The following is a 19,167-nucleotide window of genomic DNA, read 5'->3' as shown; positions in this document are numbered from 1 at the left end:
TGTGCCGCCTAGGCTTTGCTGGCGCTCGGTCGCAGCGCACGGATCATCACGGTTTCGATATCGTTGTTCTTCTGTTCGGTCGTATGGCCCAGCTCGTCGGTGACGCCGCTCAGGCGTGTGCCATCGCCACGAACGATCTCGTACGGATGGTTCTTGAGCGGATCGCCCGTGATGCGGTCGCGCAAGATGTACTTGTCGTTGAACGCCGGTTTGGGGAGGCTGTTCATGTGCTCGGCCACCGAACTGGGCCCCTGCCGGCTGAACGACGCCGACTTGACGGTACGCGCACCTCGGGTGCCGTCCTCGATCCCGTCGGCGGTAATCCGGATGTACGAACCACCGCACTTGAGCATCAGCTCGGTCTTGGCGTCGATCACGATGCTGCCGTTGTTGCTCTTGAGTGTGAGGCCGAGTTCGGAAAGCAGGCGCAGCTGGTCGCTGAGCGCCTGGATGTCGACCGCGCCTTTTCCGGCGATCAGTTTCATGCCAGCGCGCTGGACGAAGATGCTGATTTTTTCAGCGACGCCAGCCACCAACGATTTGCCGACCGCCCAGTAGGTGTCCTTGCCGCTCACCAGATTCAGGTGCTCGTCGGCCACTAGCTGTGCCGACGCGCGCGTGGTCAGGCCCATGCTTTCCTGACTCGACCCGAGCATCACAGGCTTCGCGAAAGCGTTCGCGTTGCCGGTCCCACCTCCGGCCGTGCTGCCGCCCTTGGAAACGCCCGCCTTGCTGTGCTGGGTGGCCTTCGCGAACGCGGCGAGGGCTTCGCGCCCCGGCTTCAGATCCTCGCCCTTGGCCGTCGCGCTGGCGGAGGACAGCGACTCGACCAGTAGATCGGCGCGCGCCAGAATCTCGCGTGGCTGGCTGGTGTCGAGCGGCTGACCGTCGAAGCTGGTTGAATGGGTACTGAAGTACAGCCCCTCGCCCGCATGAATCGCGCCGGCATTGTCGGTACGGAGCGTAAAGCCGCTACCCACATAGGCGCCCCGGGTATTGCCGTCCTGGACGATCTGGTAACCGAGATGCAGGCTGCTCATGCCGTGGCTGCTCATCACCCGCATCCGCGTCTGACCGGTCGAATCGTCCATGACGTGCTGGTTGTAGCCGCCACCGCCGCCATACTCCCGTGACTGATAGCCGGACAGCAGCCCGTTCGAATGCCACTGCGGTTTCGCCGCGCCGTTGTACACGCGGTGAAGGGCAATCGGGCGGTCGATGTCGTTGCCGATATGGCCGATCAGGAGCTCCTCGCCCGCGCGCGGCATGTGGACGCCGCCATAGCCCTCGCCGGTATCGGACTGCGCGATGCGTACCCAGCACGAGGCGCGCTCGTCACCTTCGTTGAGCCGATCCCATATGAACAGTACCTTCACCCGGTTCAGTTCATCGGTATAGCATTCCTGGCCTTTCGGTCCTGCGACGATCGCCGATTCCAGCTTCGCTTCGGGCTTGCGATGTTCGAACGGGCTGCGGTAGGGCACTGTCGTGCGCTGCGCCTCGATGGCGATCCGGTAAAACCCCGTCGATCCATCGGCGTGGCTCACGCCGAACGTCTGGCCGGGATCGTCGGCACGAGCCTGCGCCAGCGCATGACTCAGGCTGTGGGGAAAATTCGTTTCATGTCCGGAGAGCGGTAGGTTGTTCTCGATGGCCCACTCCACCTCGATGCTCGCGAATTCGTTCTGGTTCGCGGCATCCTGATCATGTTCCGGATGTCCGGTCAGCGTGAAACGCCGCCCCGCATCGATGGCACGCAGACCGCCGATGCCATGAAAGCGCTTGGCCTGCGACTCCCATTCCTCCATCCGGATCTTCGACAGATGGTCGCCCCGTTCCTGTTCCGGATACGTGTAGCCGCCGGTGTATTCATATACTTCTGCTTGCGCCGGCAACGCTCCCTGGTTTGCCATTGTTGGCACCGACGTCGCTTTCGGATTGAAGGGTGTCGAAGGATTTTTGTAGTCGAAGGTGCGCGTTGACAACAATACGGATTGCAGCGTCCGGGTCCCCGCCCATTGGGTCACTGCATCGGCCTCGCTATGGATGCCCGCACGATAGAACTCAACGGTGGCCGGCGACAGCGGTTCGAGCGTGTCGAGGCGATCGGTGATCACCAGCGTATGCGATTTGCCATCGGCGGCTTGCTGCCAGACACCGTACAGACCTTCCGATTCCAGGAGCCGGTGCACGAAGTTCCAGTCGGCCTCGTCCTGCCGGCAATAGGAGCGGGTCGGCAATGGTTTCGACAGCGCAAAGCGGTACATGCCTTTCGCTTGCGGGTGTTCATTGAATACATCTGCAATGACTTCTTCCGCGGTCTTGTCCTGCCAGTGCCGCTGGTCGCGACGGAACTTCAAGAAGTGCATCCACGAGGAAAAACCGAGCTGGTAGCTTGTAAGGCCGCCGTCTGTTCCTAGCCGGCGAGCCGTGTGCACGTAGCCGTGATGTGGGTGATAAGAACCATCGGCCTGCTGAATCCAGAGGGTCACGGCCTGGGAAATCAGCGTTTTGAGCTGAACGTCGCTGGACGCTGAGACGCAATCGAGCAGAAAGAGATAATCGCGGCCGATCCGCGAACGCCCGGTAACGCGATGGGGCAGCAGGACATTCTGACCTGCCGGCGTGTCCAGTTTTAGAAGACGATCTTGCTGCGATAATCCGCCGCCCATTACACCGATTGTGTCGCGCGTGCCCATACCGCCTCTCAGTGGTTATTTTTTACTATCCGCGAGATTGTACGGTGAGAGTCCTCATTTGATTTATCAGGAATTGAAAAAATCCAGAGTGGTTAAGCGTGAAGCGAATATTGGGGCCCTATCGATCAAGAAACGTCAACTCATGCATACCCATATTGGTATGGTGGACCACGCATAATTTTCATAAAGGACGGATCAGGTCGCTGAAGCGCGAGCGATACCATGGGTCCATGGCGGTTAGCCTGCGCGGCCAGTGCGCACATCAGCAGTGCGTGTCGACTGATTATCCTTCCACACAGCCATACCTGCACCGACTGAGAATTTGCATTAGAAGCGGGCCATCACTACCGCCACGCCACGTGTACAAAGTGCAACGAAATCAGTGCTGCCAGGACAGCTAGGACAAAGTGCAGAGAATTGCTTCCATCTGTTCGGGCTTCGTTGTTTGCTGAGGCCTTTGATTTCCGCGGTCGGAGTGCAAAGATAAGCTTCCTCGCGCGTGCAAGGATTTGCTCCCTGTCTCACGCAAGGCCGAACCCTTTTTGTTTTTTCGCATGTCCGCCCCCCCGCCGTCACCCGCGCCCAAAACTCGGCCGCTTCGGATCGTACGTCCACCCCGGCACCAGATACCGCATCGCCATCGCATCGTCGCGCGCCGTGCCGCCGACTTGCACGTACAGCGCATGGGCAGCCTCGACCTGCGCCATGTCGAGTTCGATCCCGAGCCCCGGCCGCTCGGGCACGGCCACCTGGCCGCCGACGATCTCGAGCGGCTCGCGCGTGAGCCGCGCGTCGCCTTCCTGCCAGATCCAGTGCGTGTCGATCGCGGTGATCGTGCCGGGCGCCGCCGCGGCCGCGTGCGTGAACATCGCCAGCGAAACGTCGAAGTGGTTGTTCGAGTGCGAACCCCACGTGAGCCCCCAGTCGCGGCACAGCTGCGCGAGCCGCACTGAACCCTGCATCGTCCAGAAGTGCGGATCGGCGAGCGGAATGTCGACCGCCTGCAGCCGCACCGCGTGATCCATCTGCCGCCAGTCCGTCGCGATCATGTTGGTCGCGGTCGGGATGCCGGTGGCGCGCCGGAATTCGGCCATCACCTCGCGGCCCGAGTAGCCGGCTTCCGGCCCGCACGGGTCCTCCGCATACGCGAGCAGATGACCTTGCCCGCGGCACAGCGCGACGGCTTCGTCGAGTGACCACGCGCCGTTCGGGTCGAGCGTCGCGCGCGCGTCGGGAAAGCGCGCCTTGATCGCCGCGATCGCTTCCATCTCGTCCGCGCCGGCCATCACACCGCCCTTCAGCTTGAAATCGACGAAGCCGTAGCGCTCGACCGCGGCCTCGGCCTGCCGCGCGATCGCGGCCGGCGTGAGCGCGGCTTCGTTGCGCAGACGGAACCACGGATCGGCCGCGTGCATCTCGTCGCGATACGGCAGGTCGGTGCGGCGCCGCTCGCCGATGTAGAACAGGTACGCGAGCATCGGCACTGCGTCGCGCTGCTGGCCTTCGCCGAGCAGCGCGGCGACGGGCACGTCGAGATGCTGGCCGAGCAGGTCCAGCAGCGCGGCCTCGATCGCGGTGATCACGTTGTCGAGCCGCAGGTTGATTTCGTGCGGCTGGCGCAGCACGGCCGCCTCGCCGGCCGACGTCACCTCGTGCCGGATCGTGCGTCCCGCACCCGCAGCGGTGCCGGACAGCGCCGCGCGCACCGCGTTGAGCGTCGCCTGGTAACGCCCGATCGACTGGCCGACCACGAGATCGGTCATCCGTTCGAGCGCCTGTCGGATGCCTTCGCCGCCGGGTACTTCGCCGACACCCGTGTGGCCGCTGCTGTCGTCGAGGATCACGAGGTTGCGCGTGAAATACGGCGCGTGCGCGCCGCACAGGTTCAACAGCATGCTGTCGCGGCCAGCGACGGGAATCACTTGCATGCGCGTGACGCGCGGGGTGCCGGCACGGCTGGGTTCGGACATCGGTTCGCTCCTGGTTCCGGTGGCGTGCGGGCCGCTGGGCGCACTGGCGCAGCCCACGCCGTTCATCATTGAAGCTCGACGCGGCGAATTTCGCCGACGACGAACAGGTAGCAGATCACGGCGACGAGCGCGTGCGCGACGACGTACACGAGCGCGCCGTTGAACGAGCCGCTGCGGTCGACGATGTAGCCGATCGCGATCGGCGTCGTAATGCTGGAAAGATTGCCGCACGTATTGAGCAGCGCGCCGCTCAGGCCGGCGATCTGGCGCGGCGCGGTATCGGCGTTGACGGCCCAGCCGAGCGCGCCGAGCCCTTTGCCGAAGAACGACAGCGCCATGAACAGCACCACGAGCACGTGCGAATCGGTGTAGTTGCAGACGATCATCGACATCGACAGCAGCATGCCGATCACGATCGGCACCTTGCGCGCGACCGACAGTGACTGCCCCTGCTTGAGCAGCGCGTCGGACACGATGCCGCCGAGAATCCCGCCAAGGAACCCGCACACGGCCGGGATGGACGCGACGAGCCCCGCGTTGAGGATCGACATCCCGCGCGCCTGCACGAGATAGACGGGAAACCACGTGATGAAGAAGTAGGTGAGTGCGTTGATGCAATACTGCGCGACGTACACGCCGACGAGCATCCGGTTCCTCAGCAGCGCCTTCACGTGACGCATCGACGGGCCGCCGTCGCGCGCGCCGGTCGCCTGGTCGATGTTGACGAGCGCACCGCCTTCGGTGAGGTAGTCGAGCTCCGCGCCGTTGATGCGCGGGTGCACCTTCGGGTCGTACATCGTGCGGTTCCACACCAGCACGAACGCGAAGCCGAGCACGCCCATCACCGCGAACACCGACTGCCAGCCGTACGCGTGCACGAGCCAGCCCATCAGCGGCGCGAACACGACGGTCGCCGCGTACTGAGCGGCGTTGAAGATCGCCGACGCGGTGCCGCGCTCCGCGGCCGGAAACCACGTGGACACGATCCGGCTGTTGGCCGGGAACGACGGCGCCTCGGCCGCGCCGACCAGGAAGCGCAATCCGAACAGCAGCGCGAACGCGGCCGCGCCGCCGACGAAGCCGATGCCGCCCTGAAGCAGCGTGAACAGCGACCAGAAGAAGATGCTGAACGCATAGACGATGCGCGAGCCGAAGCGGTCGAGCAGCCAGCCGCCCGGCAGTTGCGCGATCACGTACGACCAGCCGAACGCCGAGAAGATGAAGCCCATCTGCACATGGCTCAGGTGCATCGTGCGGGCGAGCGCCGGGCCCGCGATCGCGATCGCGGCGCGATCCGCGTAGTTGATCGTCGTGACCGCGAACAGCACGGTCAGCACGAGCCAGCGCACGCGGGTGCGCCGGGCCGTTGCCGACGCGGACGCCGGCAATGCGTGAAGCGGATTCATGACTGTCTCCTCCGAAGGGCGGAAGGTGCCGTCGTGCGGCTGCGCGTCGGTGCGCGCGTTTTTTCGTGGTGGTCTTGCCGGCCGGGGGCCGGACGCCGATGCCCGGAGGCCGGGCGTCCGGATCATTCTGTCATGGCGAAAATTGCGCTTTCATGCCAATTGCTGACTTGATCGATTCAGGAATTGGATCGATCCGTGGCATCGGCATGTCTCTTTTTTACCCGGATGATATTGACAACAATTTATACCCGGATAAAAATTGCGTCATTCCGATTCCTGCCCACGGGCAACCACGATGACTCTCTCCATGCTTCTCCCTTCCTACACGGCGTTCGATGGCCACCGGCGCGTCGCGTCGGGCCCGCTCGCGACGGTGGCGGTGGCGGTCCGTCAGGCGGCCGGCAATGCGATGTCCGGCACCATCGTGATCTTCGACGACGCGACCGGCCGCTCGATCGACCTAGACCTGCGCGGCACGGCGGACGATATCCGTGCGCGTTACGCGCCAGTGCCGGGCGAGGCATCCGCGCCCGCCGAGCCCGCCGGCGCGGCCGAACAACGCGGCCGCGGCCGTCCGAAGCTCGGCGTCGTCTCGCGTGAGGTCACGTTGCTGCCGCGTCACTGGGACTGGCTCGCCGCGCAGCCGGGCGGCGCGTCCGTCGCGCTGCGCAAGCTGGTCGAGGACGCGCGGCGCACGCACGCGGCGGCCGACCGGCGCCGCGACGCGCAGACGCGCGCATACCACTTCATGTCCGCGATCGCGGGCGACCTGCCCGGATTCGAGGAGGCCGCGCGTGCGCTGTATGCGAACGACCTCGAGCGAATGACCGAACTGATTGCGGGCTGGCCGGACGACGTGCGCGACCATGCGCTCGCGCTGGCGCGCGGCGATTTGCCGCCGTCGACCGAAGACTGCTGACGGAGCAGACGACGCGATGACGACGTTCGATCTGAACCGCGGCGCGATCGCGCCGGTCGCCGACGAAGTCGACCTCGTCGACCTGCGCGTGACCGGCACGATCCCGCCCGAACTCGACGGCACGCTGCTGCGCAACGGCCCGAATCCGCCGGGCGGCCGTTTCGAGGGCAACGACGTGCTGTCGTGGTGGCCGGAAGCGGCGATGCTGCACGCGATCGCGTTCGAACGCGGCCGCGCGGCCGGCTACCGGAACCGCTGGGCGCGCACGCGCCGCTGGGCCGATGTGCACGCGCCGGAGCAGGCGCCGCACCTGCCCGACACGAATCCGAACGTGAACGTGCTGCAGCACGCCGGCGAATTGCTCGCGCTGGCGGAAGGCGGCGCGCCGCTCGCGATCACGGCCGCGCTCGATACGCTCGGTGCGCCCGCGCGGCACACGGCGTTCGGCGGCGCGATGACGGCGCATCCGAAAGTCGATCCGGTGACGGGCGAACTGATCCTGTTTCGCGCGGACTGGCGCGCGCCGTGGCTGCGCTACGGTGTCGCGGATGCGCAGGGCGTGCAGCGCGTCGACCTTGCCGTCGACGTGCGTGCGCCGTCGATGATGCACGACCTCGCGATCACCGAAACCCGCAGCCTGCTGCTCGACCTGAACGTCGGCTACGACTTCGCGATGCTGAAGCAGGGGCACCGGATGCCGCTGCGCTGGCACGACGACCGCGACGCGCGGATCGGCGTGATGCCGCGCCACGGCGGCGACGTGCGCTGGTTCGGCATCGAGCCGTGCTTCATCCAGCACGTCGTGAATGCGTACGACTGCGATGCGTCGTGCATCGTGCTCGACGCGGTGCGCTATCCGTGGTTCCTGCGGCTCGACGCGCGCACGGGCCGCTTCGCCGACAACCCGGTCGGCGAGCTGTGGCGTTACGTGATCGATACCGCGAACGGGCTGATCGACGAAGGGCCCCTGGCCGACGGCGGCATCGAGCTGCCGCGCATCAACGAAAGCCGGACGGGGCGCCGCTACCGCTACCTGTATGCGGTCGAGCAGCCGAACAACACTGAGATGCGCGGCGTGATGCGTTTCGACCACGTGCGCGGCACGACGACCCGCTACGCGGTGCCGGCCGGCGACCAGAACGGTGAGCCGGTGTTCGTGCCGCGCCCGGGCGGCACCGACGAGGACGACGGCTGGCTGCTGGTGGTGGTCTACCGCGCGGCGACGGATACGAGCGATGTCGTGATCCTCGATGCGCGCGCGATCGACGCGGCGCCGGTCGCGACGGTGCACCTGCCGCGCCGCGTGCCGGCCGGGTTCCACGGCGCGTGGGTGCCGCGCGAGCGTCGGGCGTGAGGGGCCGCGCGCGTCACTGCGCGCGCAACGCGTCGACGATGTTCAGCCGCGCGGCGCGCATCGCCGGCAGGAAGCCGCCGACGAGCCCCATCACGAGCGAGAACAGCAGCGTCTTCACGACGATCGCGGGCGTCAGCACGAAGCGGAACGACAGGTCGGAGAAGGTCTGGAAGTTGGTCGTCGAGAACGACGCGAACTCCATCAGCGATGCGGATGCGAGCCCCGCGACGCCACCGACGAAGCCGAGCAGCAGCGCCTCCAGCAGGAACGCGGCGAGCACGTTCATGCGCTTGAAGCCGAGTGCGCGCAGCGTGCCGATTTCCGCGGTGCGGTTCGCGACCGACGCATACATCGTGATCATCGCGCCGATCATCGCGGCGATCGAGAAGATCGTCGACAGCGTGATGCCCAGGATGTTGATGAAGGTCGACAACGCCTTCGACTGGTCGCCGTAAAACGTCTGCTCGCGTTTCGCTTCATCCGTCAGGCGCGGGTCGACGTCGATGTCGGCCTTGAAGCGCGCGAAGCCGTCGGCGCTCGGGATGCGCAGCACCATCGACGAGTAGCTGGTGCGCCGGAACGACTGCATCAGCTGGTCGACGTCGCCCCAGATCTCCGAGTCGAAGCCGCTGCCGCCCGCGTCGAAGATGCCGACGATGGTCCAGTCGCGCTGCGCGAAATGCAGGCTGTCGCCGAGCTGCGTGCCGCTGAACCCCTTCGCGATCGCGCTGCCGACGATGATCTCCGACGAGCCGGGCGTGAACATGCGGCCGGCGACGAGCTTCACGTGCGGGCGCAGCGCGAGGCCGGCCGGCGACACGCCGCGGATCACGACGTTCGACGGCTTGCCGGACGACGTCTTTACCAGCGAAATCAGCACGACCGCTTCCTTCGACACGAGCGGCCGACCGTCGGGGCCGAGCGCGACAGCCGGGTGCATCTCGAGCGCGTTGGCCTGCTGGTGGTCGATCGCACTCTGAATCTCGGTTTCGGCGCCCTTGCGGATCACCACCGCGTTGTCCGGTTCGCCGGTCGACACGAGCGTCTGTGTGAGCCCCGCGTCGAGCATCTGCACCGTCGCGAACACGAAGATCACCAGTGCCATCCCGCCCGCGGTGAGCGCGGTGGTGAGCCGGCGGGTCCACAGGTTGCGCGCGATGTAGGTGAGTGGAATGGCCATGCGCCTATCCGATCGCCCGCAGGCCTTCGACCACGCGCACGCGCGCCGCCTGCCACGCCGGCACGAGCGCGGCCGCGAGGCCGACCGCGACCGAGCATGCGGCCTGCAGCGCCATCGTTTCGGCCGACACCTTGAATACCGGGAAGATGCCGCCCGCGGCCTGCTTGAAGAGGCTCGCGGCCGGCGGTGTCGCGAGCATCGCGAGCCCGCCGCCGACCACCGCGATCACGACCGATTCGCCGAACACGATCAGCGCGAGAAAGCCGGGGCCGAAGCCGAGCGCCTTCAGCGTCGCGTATTCGGCGGTGCGTTCGCGCGCGCTCATCGCCATCGCGTTCGCCATTACGGCCATGATGATCAGGATCACCACGTACGACACGACGCGGATCGCCGCGATGATCTGGTTCGACATCGCGACGAAGCCGAGCTGGAACGCCTGCTCGGTCTCGGTCAGCGTTTCGGCGAGCGAGTTCTTGAACACCGCGTCGACGTTTCGCGCGATCGCTGCGCCGTCGTCCGGGTTCGCGACCCCGAGCACGAACACGCCGACCTGATCGGCTTGCTTCGGCGTTCGCTTGCGCACCGTCTCGTTCAGGTAATCCCAGTGGAACACCAGCTGGCGCGTGATCGTCGAATCGTCGCGGCCGTCGAGAATGCCGCGCACGACGAAGTCCCACGTGCCCGGATAGATCGTGCCTTTCAGCGGAATCACGTCGCCGACCTTGAAGCCGAACTGCGTCGCGAGCTGGCGCCCGACGAGGCAGCCGCGGCGGTCGCGGTCGTAGTCGGCGCGCTGCTGCGCCGGCAGGATGAATTCCGGATACAGGTCGAGATAGTTCTCCGACACCGCGAAGCTCGCGAAGAAGTTCTTGGGGTCGCGGTAGATGCCGCCGAACCAGTTCGAGCGGACCACGGCCGTCACGCCGTCGACGCCGCGGATCCGGTTCTCGTAGCTGACCGGCAGCGGGAACACGAGCGAGATCGCGTTGCGCGTGACGAGCCGGCCGCTGGACGCGGCGGCCGCGCCTGCGTACCACGCGTCGACGACGGTGTGCAGCAGCCCGAACGCCAGCACCGCGATGGTCAGCCCGAGCACGGTCAGCAGCGTGCGCAGCCGGTGCCGCAGCGCATTGCGCGCGATCAGCTTCAGCACGTACATCGCGCGCGCTCCCGTCCGTCAGACGGCGTGCCCATCGATCAGCTCCCCTTTTTCCAGATGCACGACCGAGCGCGCGGCGGCGGCCGCGTGCGCATCGTGGGTCACCATGATGATCGTCTTGCCGAGCTCGGCGTTCATCCGCTGCAGCATCGCGAGCACGTCGGTGGCCGATGCGCGGTCGAGGTCGCCGGTCGGCTCGTCGGCGACGATCAGCACCGGATCGGTGATCAACGCGCGCGCGATCGCGACGCGCTGCTGCTGGCCGCCCGACAGCTCGGACGGGTAATGGGTCTTCCGGTCGCCGAGATTCACCATGTCGAGCACCATCTCGACGTGCTCGCGCCGTTCGCGGCGCGACAGGTGCGTGAGCATCAGCGGCAGCTCGACGTTCTCGAACGCGGTGAGCACGGGCATCAGGTTGTAGAACTGGAAGATGAAGCCGACGTTCGCCGCGCGCCATTCGGCCAGTTGCGCTTCCTCGAGCCGCGAGATGTCGAGGCCGCCCACGCGCAGCTCGCCGCTGTCGGGCCGGTCGATGCCGGCGACGAGATTGAGCAGCGTGCTCTTGCCGGAACCCGACGGCCCCATCAGCGCGACGAAGTCGCCTTCGCCGATGTCGAGCGTGATGTCGGTCAGCACCGGCACGATCTGGTGGCCGCGCCGGTACGACTTCGCGACGTGGCTGATCTCGACGAGCGGTGGCGAGGCGTCGTTCACGCGCACCACGCTACTTCTTCGCGACGGTCACTTTCGCGCCGTCCTTCAGCTTCGCGCCCGGCGCGAGCACGACCGTGTCGCCGGGCTTCACGCCGCGGATCGCGACGAGTTCGCCGATCCGCGCGCCCTTGGTCACCGCCGCTGCATGCACGGTGTCGTCCTTCACGACGAACACGACCTGCCGGCCGTCGCGCTCGACCACCGCGCTCGCCTGCACGGCCGTCACCGGCTGCCGGTCCTGCGGCGAAGCGGGCTTCGACAGGAACGCGATCTTCGCGCTCATGTCGGGCAGCACGCGCTCGTCGCGGTCGACGAAACGCACCTTCACGAGCACCGTCGCCTTCGAGCGGTCGACGGTCGGCACGATGCGCGACACGCGACCCGCGAAGCGCATGTCGGGCAGCGCGTCGAGCTGGATCTCGCACGGCTGCTCCGCGCGGATCTTCGCGATGTTCGATTCGGCGACGTCGGCCTCGACCTCGAGCGTCTCCATGTCGGCAATCGTCACGACCGCGCCCTTGCTGTCCGACGCGGACGAGAACGGCGTGATGTTGTCGCCGACGTTCGCGTGCTTTGCCAGCACGATGCCGTCGAATGGCGCGCGGATCACCGTCTGATCGACCGCGACCTGCGCGGCCTGCGCATTGGCCTCGGCGGACGCGATCGCGGCCTCGTCGCTGTTGAGCGATGCGCGCGCCTTGTTCACGCGGGCCGTGTCGATGTCGAGCTGTGCGGCCGGCACCGCGCCCTTCGGCGCGAGCACGGCGGTGCGGCGCAGCGCGATCTCCGCGTCCTTCAGCTCCGCCTGAGCGACGCCGAGGTTGGCGCGGGAGACTTGCGCCTGTGCGCGTGCCTGCGCCAGCGACGCTTCCACGTCGCGGCTTTCGAGCCGCGCGATGATCTCGTCCTTTTTCACGCGCGTGCCTTCGAGCACGCCGAGCCATTCGACGCGCCCCTGGCCTTTCGACGCGACCGCGGCCTTGCGCTGCGGCACGACGTAGCCGGTCGCGTTGAGCTGGGTGTCGTTCTGGTACGGGTAGGCGGACGTGACGGCGGTCGTGTCGACCGTCGGGCGGCCGGTGAGCGCCAGCACGGCAACGATCGCGACGATGACGAGCGCGGCGGCGACCGCATAGCGGACCCATCGGCGCCGGCGTGGCGCGGTTGCGACGGGACGCCGGTCGATTTTCAGTTTGTCCAGATTGTGATCGGGCAATTTGGGCGCCTCGCGACGGCGGCGGTCTGTGACCGGCCGCGTCCGGTTGGGACGGAAGGAGGCCAGTATAGCGTCGCCGCGGCGGGCGCGAGAGACGGTTTGTCGGACGATTGATGCACGTCCCGCAGCGCGTCGCGCGGGCCCGAAACCGGCTCCCCCCGGGGAAACCCGAAGGATGCGAGCCGCATGTCAACTCGTCGCGCGGGCGATGCGTTATGGAGCCAGTGCATCAGTATTTGTCGAGGCGGAAAGGCATCAGCCGGCCCGCCCGGCGGCGACCGGCGATCCGGCGCGACTGATGTTCCGATGCGGATGCCTCGCATCACTTACCGGTACGTTTGACTTTTTCTCCGCTAAAGGAAGAACAATGAAGAAGACGCTCGCTTCGATCATGACCGCAGCATTCGCTCTCGCATCGGTTTCGGCATTCGCACAGGCGTCGGCGCCGGCAGCCGACACGTCGGCCGCAGCATCGGCACCGGCCAAGAAGGATCACAGCAAGCCGAAGCACCAGCTGAAGCAGCACGGTTCGGCAAAGGGCAAGGCGAAGGCCGCAGCCGCTTCGGCCGCCGGCACGAACGACGCGGGCGCAGCGAACTAAGCGCGCGTCCCCGGCGCTGGCGCTGCCAGCCATCCGTCGCGAAACCCCGCACGCTTCGGCATGCGGGGTTTTGTTTTTTCAGGCGTCCGCCGCGTCCGGAACGTCGAGGGCACCGGACGGCGGCGCGCGCATCGCGTCGACCACCGCGCGCATCCGGCGCCAGTGCGATCCTTCCCAGAACACCCGCTGGCACACGTCGCACGCGGCAAAGCGCCGGTGCCGCTGCCGGACGCCGGCCGGCACGCGCGGCGCGGCGTCCGCCGCATCGAGCGCGTGCAGCGGCGCGTTGCAGCGCAGGCACAGCCGGAACGGCCACATGTGCGGCGCGAGGTCGAGCCGCGCGAACAGCTCGCGCAACTGCGCGTCCGGCTGCTGCGCGTGCAGGTAGCAGCCGCGTGCGACCGCGCGGCGCTTCAGCAGCTCGCGGTCGCGCGTCAGCACGATCCGGCCTTCGCGCGAGGCGAGCGCGACGAGTTCGTCGTCGCGGTAGTGGTTGTCGTAGCAGGTGTCGAAGCCGGCGAGGCGCAGCAGCTGCGCAAGGCCGCCGAGGTGCGCGTCGGCGACGAAGCGCCAGCGGTCCGGTTGCGGCTGCTGGGATGCGGCCGACGGCTGCGCGCGCTCCGGATGGATGTCGACGCGGTCGCCGTCGCCGAGCGGCCGGTCGAGGGCGGACGGTGCGCCGTTCACGCAGAGCCGGCCGATTTCCGTATGCGGCACGCCGAGCGCCTCGATCGCATGTTTGACCGTCGCGTCGCGGGAAAACGCGTGCGCGAACGCGCGCTCGCGCTGGGTGCGCGCGAGAAATGCGTTCAGTTCACCGTGGAAGCGGAAGATCGCGGTCGCCATCCGGGCAGTATCGCACCGCGTGCAGCCGGTCGCCGGGGCTGCAGGTCACCGCCATCTGTGTTTAACTCCACGCTTCACGAGCGAAGGAGCGGGGAAATGGATCTCGGATTTATCGGGCTGGGCGAAATGGGGCAGGCGATCGCGACGAACCTGCTGAAGGCGGGGCATGACGTGCGGGTCTGGAACCGGTCGCGCGAGCGCGCCGAGCCGCTCGCCGCGCTCGGCGCACAGATCGTCGCGACGCCTGCCGACGCGTTTCGCGGCGATGCCGTTTTCTCGATGCTCGCCGACGATGCCGCGGCGCGCGAAGTATTCGACGACGCGCTGCTCGCGCAGGCGCCGCGCGGCCTGATCCACGTGAACATGGCCACGGTGTCGGTTGCGCTCGCCGAGTCGCTCGCGCACGCGCATGCGTCGCGCGGCCTCGCCTACGTCGCCGCGCCCGTGATGGGGCGTCCGGACGTCGCGGCCGCCGCGCGCCTGACGATCATGGCCGGCGGCCCGGCCGAGGCAATCGACCGCGTGCAGCCGCTGTTCGACGCGATCGGCCAGAAGACCTGGCGCTTCGGCTCGCTGCCGCAGCACGCGAACGTCGCGAAGATCGCCGCGAATTTCACGCTCGCGTCGGCGATCGAGACGCTCGGCGAGGCGTCCGCGCTGCTCGGCGCGCACGGCGTCGCGATGCGCGACTTCCTCGACGTCATCACGAACAGCGTGTTTCCGGGGCCGGTCTACGAAGGCTATGGCGGGATGATCGCCGAGCGCAGCTACGAGCCCGCGCGTTTCAAGGCGCGCCTCGGGCTGAAGGACGTGCGGCTCGCACTGCAGGCCGGCGACGCCGCGTCGGTCCCGCTGCCGGTGGCGAGCGTCGTGCGCGACAGCCTGCTCGATGCGCTCGCGCACGGCGGCGGCGAACAGGACTTCGCGGTGCTCGGCGAAGTCGCGCTGCGCCGCGCGGGCCGCTGAGCCGGCGCGGGACAGACACGCCGCGTGCGCGGCATAATCGACATTTCGTTTCTCTTTCGGTCGGGGTGGTCATGAACCTGCATACGTGGTGGCTTTTCGTGGCGACGGTGTTCGTCGTGTCGGCGATTCCGGGTCCGAACATGCTGCTCGTGATGACGCACGGCGCGCGGCACGGGCTGCGGCGTTCGGCGTGGACGATGGCCGGCTGTCTCACCGCGCTGGTGCTGATGCTGTCGGTGTCGGCGGCGGGCCTCGGTGCCGTGCTCGAGGCCTGGCCGGCGATGTTCAACACGTTGCGCTTTGCGGGCGCGGCCTACCTGATCTACCTCGGCGTGAAGGCGTGGCGCGCGCGCGTCGACGACGAGCAGCCTGCCGCCGACGTCGAAACCGTGTCGCGTCAGGTCGCGTCGGCATCGCGCTGGGCGTTGTTCCGCAACGGCTTCCTGGTCGCGGGCAGCAACCCGAAGGCGATCCTGTTCGCGGCCGCGCTGCTGCCGCAGTTCATCAACGCATCCGAGCCGACGCTGCCGCAGTTCGGCATCCTCGTCGTCACGTTCGCGGTGATCGAGGTCAGCTGGTATCTCGTCTACGCGTCGTTCGGCACGCGCATCGGCGCGACGCTGAAGAGCCAGAGCGTCGCGAAGGTCTTCAACCGGCTGACGGGCGGCATCTTCGTCGGCTTCGGTGCGATGATGGCGCTGGTCCGTCACTGAATTAAGCCCGCGCGGTCCGCCGGACGCCCCGCACCTCGTCAGAGGGCGGGGCGTTTTCCTGTCCGGGCCCGCGTCAAGCGCGCGGCCATGCGGCGGCGCCGGCCCGGCGGCTCGCCGACAAGCCGAACACCGCGGCCGCGCCTGCGAACGCGAAGCCGACGCCGCACACGGCGCTCCACCCGCCCCACGCCCATGCGCTGCCCGCGAGCGCCGCGCCGAGCGCCCCGCCGACGAAGAACAACCCGACGAACAGCCCGTTCAGACGCCCGCGCGCGGCCGGATTCAGCAGGTTGATTTCCCGGCGGCCGATCGTCTGGTCGACGATCACGCCCGCGTCGAGCAGCGCCGCGCCGCTGGCCAGCAGCGCCAGCGCGAGCCCGCGGTGGGCGTGCGCATCGAAGCCGAACCAGCCGGCGCCGGCGATGCCGAGCACGGTGAGCGCGGCGAGCATCGTCACGTGCGCGATGCGCTGCGCGGCCGGGCCGTGGCCGCGATCGCCGGCGCGGCCGGCCAACGGCGTGACGATCGCACCGCTTGCGCCGGCGAACGCGAACAGCGCGATTCCGTGCAGGTCGAGGCCGAACGGCGGCTGCGCGAGCCGCAGCCCCACGGCGGTCCAGAACGCGCTGAACGTGGCCATCGCGAGCGCGGCCGACAGCGCATGTCGGCGCAGCACCGGTTCGTCGGCCAGCAGGCGGCCCATCGACGCGAGCAGCGCGCGATAGCCGGCCGTCACCGGCGGCACGCGCGGCGGCAGGCGCCGCGCGAGCACCGCCGCGATCGCCGCGTTCGCGAGCGCGGCCAGCGCGTAGAACGCGCGCCAGCCGGCCGTGCCCGCGATCAGGCTGGCGAGTGGCCGCGACAGCAGGATGCCGAGCATCAATCCGCTCATCACGTTGCCGACTGCCCGCCCGCGCTGCGCTTCGGGCGCCATCGACGCGGCCATCGGCACCAGCATCTGGATCACGCTCGACGCGGCGCCCGCGACCAGCGTCGCGAGCAGGAAGACGTTGCCGGACCGCGTGAACGCCGGCAGCGCGAGCGCGCTCGCGCACGAGACGAGCGTCGCCACGATCAGACGGCGGTTCTCGAGCAGGTCGACGAGCGGCACCAGCAGCACGAGGCCCGCTGCGTACCCGAGCTGCGGCAGCATCGCGACGAGGCCCGTGAGGCCGGGCGGCAGCTGCAGGTCAGCGCTGATCGGGCCGGTCAGCGGCTGCGCGGCGAACAGGTCCATCACGATCACGCCGACCGTCGCGGCGAAGAAGAGCGTCATGCCTGCACTGAGCGCGGGCGGTGCGCCGCGCGCGGGGTGAACGGCGGGCGGGCAGGAATCGGCAGGGCAGTTCATCGAAGGCCTCGGGTCTTGAGCGAAGGAAGTCCCATCGTAGGTGCCTGATGTTTATGCGACAATTGAAATATGTCTAACATGATTATGCGAGTTTGCTTTGAATACGCGTGATCTCCAGGCGTTCGTCGCGGTGGTCGACAGCGGGTCGATGGTCGCCGCCGCCGCGAAGCTCCATCTGACGCAACCGGGCCTCACGCGACGCGTGCAGAACCTCGAGACGCTGCTGGGCATGCCGCTGCTCGAGCGGCAGAGCAAGCCGCTGAAGCCCACGGCCGCCGGGCGCGACGTCTATGCGCTCGCGCGCAACGTGCTAGGTGCGGTCGACGAATTGATGGCGGCTGGCGCACCCGACAGCGAGCCGTCCGGCGAACTGCGCATCGGCGTGCCGCCGTTCCTGTCCGAGCTGGCGCTCGAGCGGCCGATCGACCAGCTGCGCGACACGTTTCCGCGACTGACGCTGCGCGTGACGGCAGGCTGGTCGCCGGCGCTGGTGCAGGGCATCGAACGCGGCACGCTCGATGTCGCGACGGTCATGGTGCCGACCAGCGCGGCGCTACCCGACACGCTGACGGCCACGCTGCTCGGCACGCAGCCGACCGTGCTCGTCGCCGCGCGCGACTTCCCGCTGCCGGACGGCCCGCTGTCGCTCGACGTGCTGTCGGGTTTTCCGTGGGTGCTGAGCCAGGACGGCTGCGGGATGCGTTCGGCGCTGAGCCGTGCGCTCGGCGCGGCCGGGCTGCCGTTCGACGTCGCGGTCGAGGCGTTCGGTTCGGAGTTGCAGTTGTCGCTCGTCGCGCGCGGTGCGGGCATCGGGATCGCGTCGCCGACTGCGCTGGCGCGCAGTGCGCATCGCGATGCACTGAGGGTGGTGGAAACGGCGGGGCTGGAGACGCGGATCAACGTGTGGATCGTGCACGGTGCGCTGCCGGGCCGCCTGACACGGCCGGTCGCGCTGCTGCGCGATGCGCTGGGAGCGGTGCTCGACCGGGAGAACGAGAAGGGGTCGGATGCGAACTAGCGCGCTAGAGTGCGCATTCGAGGGAAAATCCTGATTTTCTCTACGGAAATGTTGCAATGCGGAAATCAATTCGCTATAGTTACACCTGTCTCCTCCATGTCTCCTCTGATATGGATTCAGCCCGCCTCTTAGGCGGGCTTTTTTTTGCCCGCGTTTTTTGCGCGGGCCATCCATTCGTCCTCTGTCCGTCCTCCGTTGTCGGCGTCAGAACTTGTAGGTCATCCCGACATAGCTGATGATCGGGTCGGCCTTCAGGTCCGATTTCGACTCGGCGAGCACCGTGCCGTCGGCCGCCTTGATCGTCACCGTCGACGTCGTCTTCAGCGGGATGTACGTCACCGACGCGATCAGCCCGAAATGCTCCGTCATGTTGTACTGCAGACCCGCGTTGAACACCGGCTGCCACGACGACGACGCCTTCGCCTCCACCGATGTCGTACCCGGCTTGCCCGCGCCCGCCGCGAGAATCGCGCCGAGGTTGTCCTGCGTCTGCTTGATGAAGTTCGTGTTGAGTTGCAGGTCGCTGAACCAGTTGTACGACACGCCGAGGCCGAGGAACGGCCGGAACTTCGCGGTCGCCTGTCCGAAGTAGTACTGCAGCAGCACGGCCGGGCTCCACTGCCGCACGCTCTTCACGATCGGGTTCACCGACGCCAGCCCGATGTTCTGCGTGCCGAGCGCGCCGGCCGGGCCGGGCGGCTTGATCGTGCCCTGGCCCGACACCTTGAACACCGGCGGCACGCCTGCCACCGACGTGACCGCGATGTGGTCGGTCAGGAAGTGGCTGACCGTCAGGCCGACCGTATCGGCACCGCTCGTACGCAGCCCGGTGCCCGGCGACGTGAACGACGGCGGCAGCCGCAGCGGCGTATTGATCGGCGTCGGCGCGACGTTGGTCGTCATCGGCGTGCTGCTTTGCTGCGGCATCACGTGGAACCAGCCCAGCGTGACGACGTTGCTGCCGGCGCTCTGCGCGTGCGCCGCGAGCGGCGCCAGCGCGGCGGCGCCGGCCGCCGCGCAAAGAAGGGTCTTCTTCATCACGGCTTGCCTCC

General features: G+C 67.8%; 16 protein-coding genes. 6 read left to right on the top strand and 10 right to left on the bottom strand.

The features are described 5' to 3' along the window. Nucleotides 1–8 precede the first annotated feature (8 nt). The 3 genes from DIE08_RS32365 to DIE08_RS32355 all read right to left on the bottom strand — a co-directional run bounded on the left by DIE08_RS32365 (nucleotide 9) and on the right by DIE08_RS32355 (nucleotide 6,075). On the bottom strand, nucleotides 9–2,699 hold the full coding sequence (locus DIE08_RS32365; protein WP_124905765.1) for a type VI secretion system Vgr family protein: 2,691 nt from the start codon (nucleotides 2,697–2,699) through the stop codon (nucleotides 9–11). A gap of 572 nt (nucleotides 2,700–3,271) precedes the next feature. Further along, the gene (locus DIE08_RS32360) at nucleotides 3,272–4,669 is read right to left on the bottom strand and encodes an enolase C-terminal domain-like protein (RefSeq protein ID WP_124905763.1); all 1,398 of its coding nucleotides are present in this window, start codon (nucleotides 4,667–4,669) and stop codon (nucleotides 3,272–3,274) included. Between the two features lie 65 nt (nucleotides 4,670–4,734). Further along, nucleotides 4,735–6,075, bottom strand: a complete 1,341-nt coding sequence (locus tag DIE08_RS32355) for an MFS transporter (protein ID WP_124905761.1) — start codon at nucleotides 6,073–6,075, stop codon at nucleotides 4,735–4,737. Between the two features lie 295 nt (nucleotides 6,076–6,370). Between DIE08_RS32355 and DIE08_RS32345 the strand changes: the two genes are divergently transcribed. Both DIE08_RS32345 and DIE08_RS32340 read left to right on the top strand, forming a co-directional pair. Then, nucleotides 6,371–6,994, top strand: coding sequence for a DUF2239 family protein (locus DIE08_RS32345; protein WP_059607759.1), 624 nt, complete (start codon nucleotides 6,371–6,373; stop codon nucleotides 6,992–6,994). A 16-nt stretch (nucleotides 6,995–7,010) separates the two neighbouring features. Beyond that, nucleotides 7,011–8,348, top strand: a complete 1,338-nt coding sequence (locus DIE08_RS32340; protein ID WP_124905759.1) for a carotenoid oxygenase family protein — start codon at nucleotides 7,011–7,013, stop codon at nucleotides 8,346–8,348. Nucleotides 8,349–8,361: 13 nt separating this feature from the next. On the opposite strand, the gene DIE08_RS32335 is transcribed toward DIE08_RS32340, so the two are convergent. From DIE08_RS32335 to DIE08_RS32320, 4 genes are read right to left on the bottom strand one after another with little or no spacing between them, the layout of a single operon-like run. Next, complete coding sequence (locus DIE08_RS32335; protein ID WP_124905757.1) at nucleotides 8,362–9,528, bottom strand: ABC transporter permease; 1,167 nt, start codon at nucleotides 9,526–9,528, stop codon at nucleotides 8,362–8,364. A gap of 4 nt (nucleotides 9,529–9,532) precedes the next feature. Then, on the bottom strand, nucleotides 9,533–10,687 hold the full coding sequence (locus DIE08_RS32330; protein ID WP_059607762.1) for an ABC transporter permease: 1,155 nt from the start codon (nucleotides 10,685–10,687) through the stop codon (nucleotides 9,533–9,535). Nucleotides 10,688–10,705: 18 nt separating this feature from the next. Then, complete coding sequence (locus tag DIE08_RS32325) at nucleotides 10,706–11,404, bottom strand: ABC transporter ATP-binding protein (RefSeq protein ID WP_124905755.1); 699 nt, start codon at nucleotides 11,402–11,404, stop codon at nucleotides 10,706–10,708. A gap of 10 nt (nucleotides 11,405–11,414) precedes the next feature. Beyond that, nucleotides 11,415–12,620 carry an efflux RND transporter periplasmic adaptor subunit gene (locus tag DIE08_RS32320; RefSeq protein ID WP_124905753.1) on the bottom strand — a complete coding sequence of 402 codons (1,206 nt, stop codon included), beginning with the start codon at nucleotides 12,618–12,620 and terminating at the stop codon, nucleotides 11,415–11,417. A 367-nt stretch (nucleotides 12,621–12,987) separates the two neighbouring features. Between DIE08_RS32320 and DIE08_RS32315 the strand changes: the two genes are divergently transcribed. Further along, the gene (locus DIE08_RS32315) at nucleotides 12,988–13,221 is read left to right on the top strand and encodes a hypothetical protein (protein WP_124905751.1); all 234 of its coding nucleotides are present in this window, start codon (nucleotides 12,988–12,990) and stop codon (nucleotides 13,219–13,221) included. Nucleotides 13,222–13,299: 78 nt separating this feature from the next. Here the strand turns inward: DIE08_RS32315 and DIE08_RS32310 are convergent, their stop codons facing one another. Beyond that, nucleotides 13,300–14,067 carry a Mut7-C RNAse domain-containing protein gene (locus DIE08_RS32310; RefSeq protein WP_124905749.1) on the bottom strand — a complete coding sequence of 256 codons (768 nt, stop codon included), beginning with the start codon at nucleotides 14,065–14,067 and terminating at the stop codon, nucleotides 13,300–13,302. Nucleotides 14,068–14,163: 96 nt separating this feature from the next. Here DIE08_RS32310 and DIE08_RS32305 point away from each other — a divergent pair, with 96 nt between their 5' ends. Then, nucleotides 14,164–15,033 (top strand): NAD(P)-dependent oxidoreductase, encoded by an 870-nt coding sequence (locus DIE08_RS32305; protein ID WP_059607766.1) that lies wholly within the window; start codon nucleotides 14,164–14,166, stop codon nucleotides 15,031–15,033. A gap of 71 nt (nucleotides 15,034–15,104) precedes the next feature. After that, a complete protein-coding gene (locus DIE08_RS32300) occupies nucleotides 15,105–15,746 on the top strand; it encodes a LysE family translocator (protein ID WP_124905747.1) in 642 nt (213 codons plus the stop codon). Nucleotides 15,747–15,819: 73 nt separating this feature from the next. Here DIE08_RS32300 and DIE08_RS32295 read toward each other — a convergent pair whose 3' ends face one another. Beyond that, nucleotides 15,820–17,097 carry an MFS transporter gene (locus DIE08_RS32295; RefSeq protein ID WP_124905745.1) on the bottom strand — a complete coding sequence of 426 codons (1,278 nt, stop codon included), beginning with the start codon at nucleotides 17,095–17,097 and terminating at the stop codon, nucleotides 15,820–15,822. 97 nt (nucleotides 17,098–17,194) lie between these two features. Here DIE08_RS32295 and DIE08_RS32290 point away from each other — a divergent pair, with 97 nt between their 5' ends. Next, on the top strand, nucleotides 17,195–18,115 hold the full coding sequence (locus tag DIE08_RS32290; RefSeq protein ID WP_124905743.1) for a LysR family transcriptional regulator: 921 nt from the start codon (nucleotides 17,195–17,197) through the stop codon (nucleotides 18,113–18,115). A 204-nt stretch (nucleotides 18,116–18,319) separates the two neighbouring features. On the opposite strand, the gene DIE08_RS32285 is transcribed toward DIE08_RS32290, so the two are convergent. After that, the gene (locus DIE08_RS32285) at nucleotides 18,320–19,153 is read right to left on the bottom strand and encodes an OmpW family protein (RefSeq protein WP_059608521.1); all 834 of its coding nucleotides are present in this window, start codon (nucleotides 19,151–19,153) and stop codon (nucleotides 18,320–18,322) included. Nucleotides 19,154–19,167: the final 14 nt, after the last annotated feature.

This window comes from Burkholderia sp. Bp9004, from assembly GCF_003858025.1.
Classification (GTDB): Bacteria; Pseudomonadota; Gammaproteobacteria; order Burkholderiales; family Burkholderiaceae; genus Burkholderia; species Burkholderia diffusa.
The sequence above is the reverse complement of the archived record's forward strand: the minus strand, read 5'-3'. Positions and strand labels throughout refer to the sequence as shown.

Excerpts from the sequence above, each read along its gene's own strand:
- DIE08_RS32365 (WP_124905765.1), bottom strand. The coding sequence starts at position 2,699 with ATGGGCACGCGCGACACAATCGGTGTAATGGGCGGCGGATTATCGCAG.
- DIE08_RS32360 (WP_124905763.1), bottom strand. The coding sequence starts at position 4,669 with ATGTCCGAACCCAGCCGTGCCGGCACCCCGCGCGTCACGCGCATGCAA.
- DIE08_RS32355 (WP_124905761.1), bottom strand. The coding sequence starts at position 6,075 with ATGAATCCGCTTCACGCATTGCCGGCGTCCGCGTCGGCAACGGCCCGG.
- DIE08_RS32345 (WP_059607759.1), top strand. The coding sequence starts at position 6,371 with ATGACTCTCTCCATGCTTCTCCCTTCCTACACGGCGTTCGATGGCCAC.
- DIE08_RS32340 (WP_124905759.1), top strand. The coding sequence starts at position 7,011 with ATGACGACGTTCGATCTGAACCGCGGCGCGATCGCGCCGGTCGCCGAC.
- DIE08_RS32335 (WP_124905757.1), bottom strand. The coding sequence starts at position 9,528 with ATGGCCATTCCACTCACCTACATCGCGCGCAACCTGTGGACCCGCCGG.
- DIE08_RS32330 (WP_059607762.1), bottom strand. The coding sequence starts at position 10,687 with ATGTACGTGCTGAAGCTGATCGCGCGCAATGCGCTGCGGCACCGGCTG.
- DIE08_RS32315 (WP_124905751.1), top strand. The coding sequence starts at position 12,988 with ATGAAGAAGACGCTCGCTTCGATCATGACCGCAGCATTCGCTCTCGCA.
- DIE08_RS32310 (WP_124905749.1), bottom strand. The coding sequence starts at position 14,067 with ATGGCGACCGCGATCTTCCGCTTCCACGGTGAACTGAACGCATTTCTC.
- DIE08_RS32305 (WP_059607766.1), top strand. The coding sequence starts at position 14,164 with ATGGATCTCGGATTTATCGGGCTGGGCGAAATGGGGCAGGCGATCGCG.
- DIE08_RS32300 (WP_124905747.1), top strand. The coding sequence starts at position 15,105 with ATGAACCTGCATACGTGGTGGCTTTTCGTGGCGACGGTGTTCGTCGTG.
- DIE08_RS32295 (WP_124905745.1), bottom strand. The coding sequence starts at position 17,097 with ATGAACTGCCCTGCCGATTCCTGCCCGCCCGCCGTTCACCCCGCGCGC.
- DIE08_RS32285 (WP_059608521.1), bottom strand. The coding sequence starts at position 19,153 with ATGAAGAAGACCCTTCTTTGCGCGGCGGCCGGCGCCGCCGCGCTGGCG.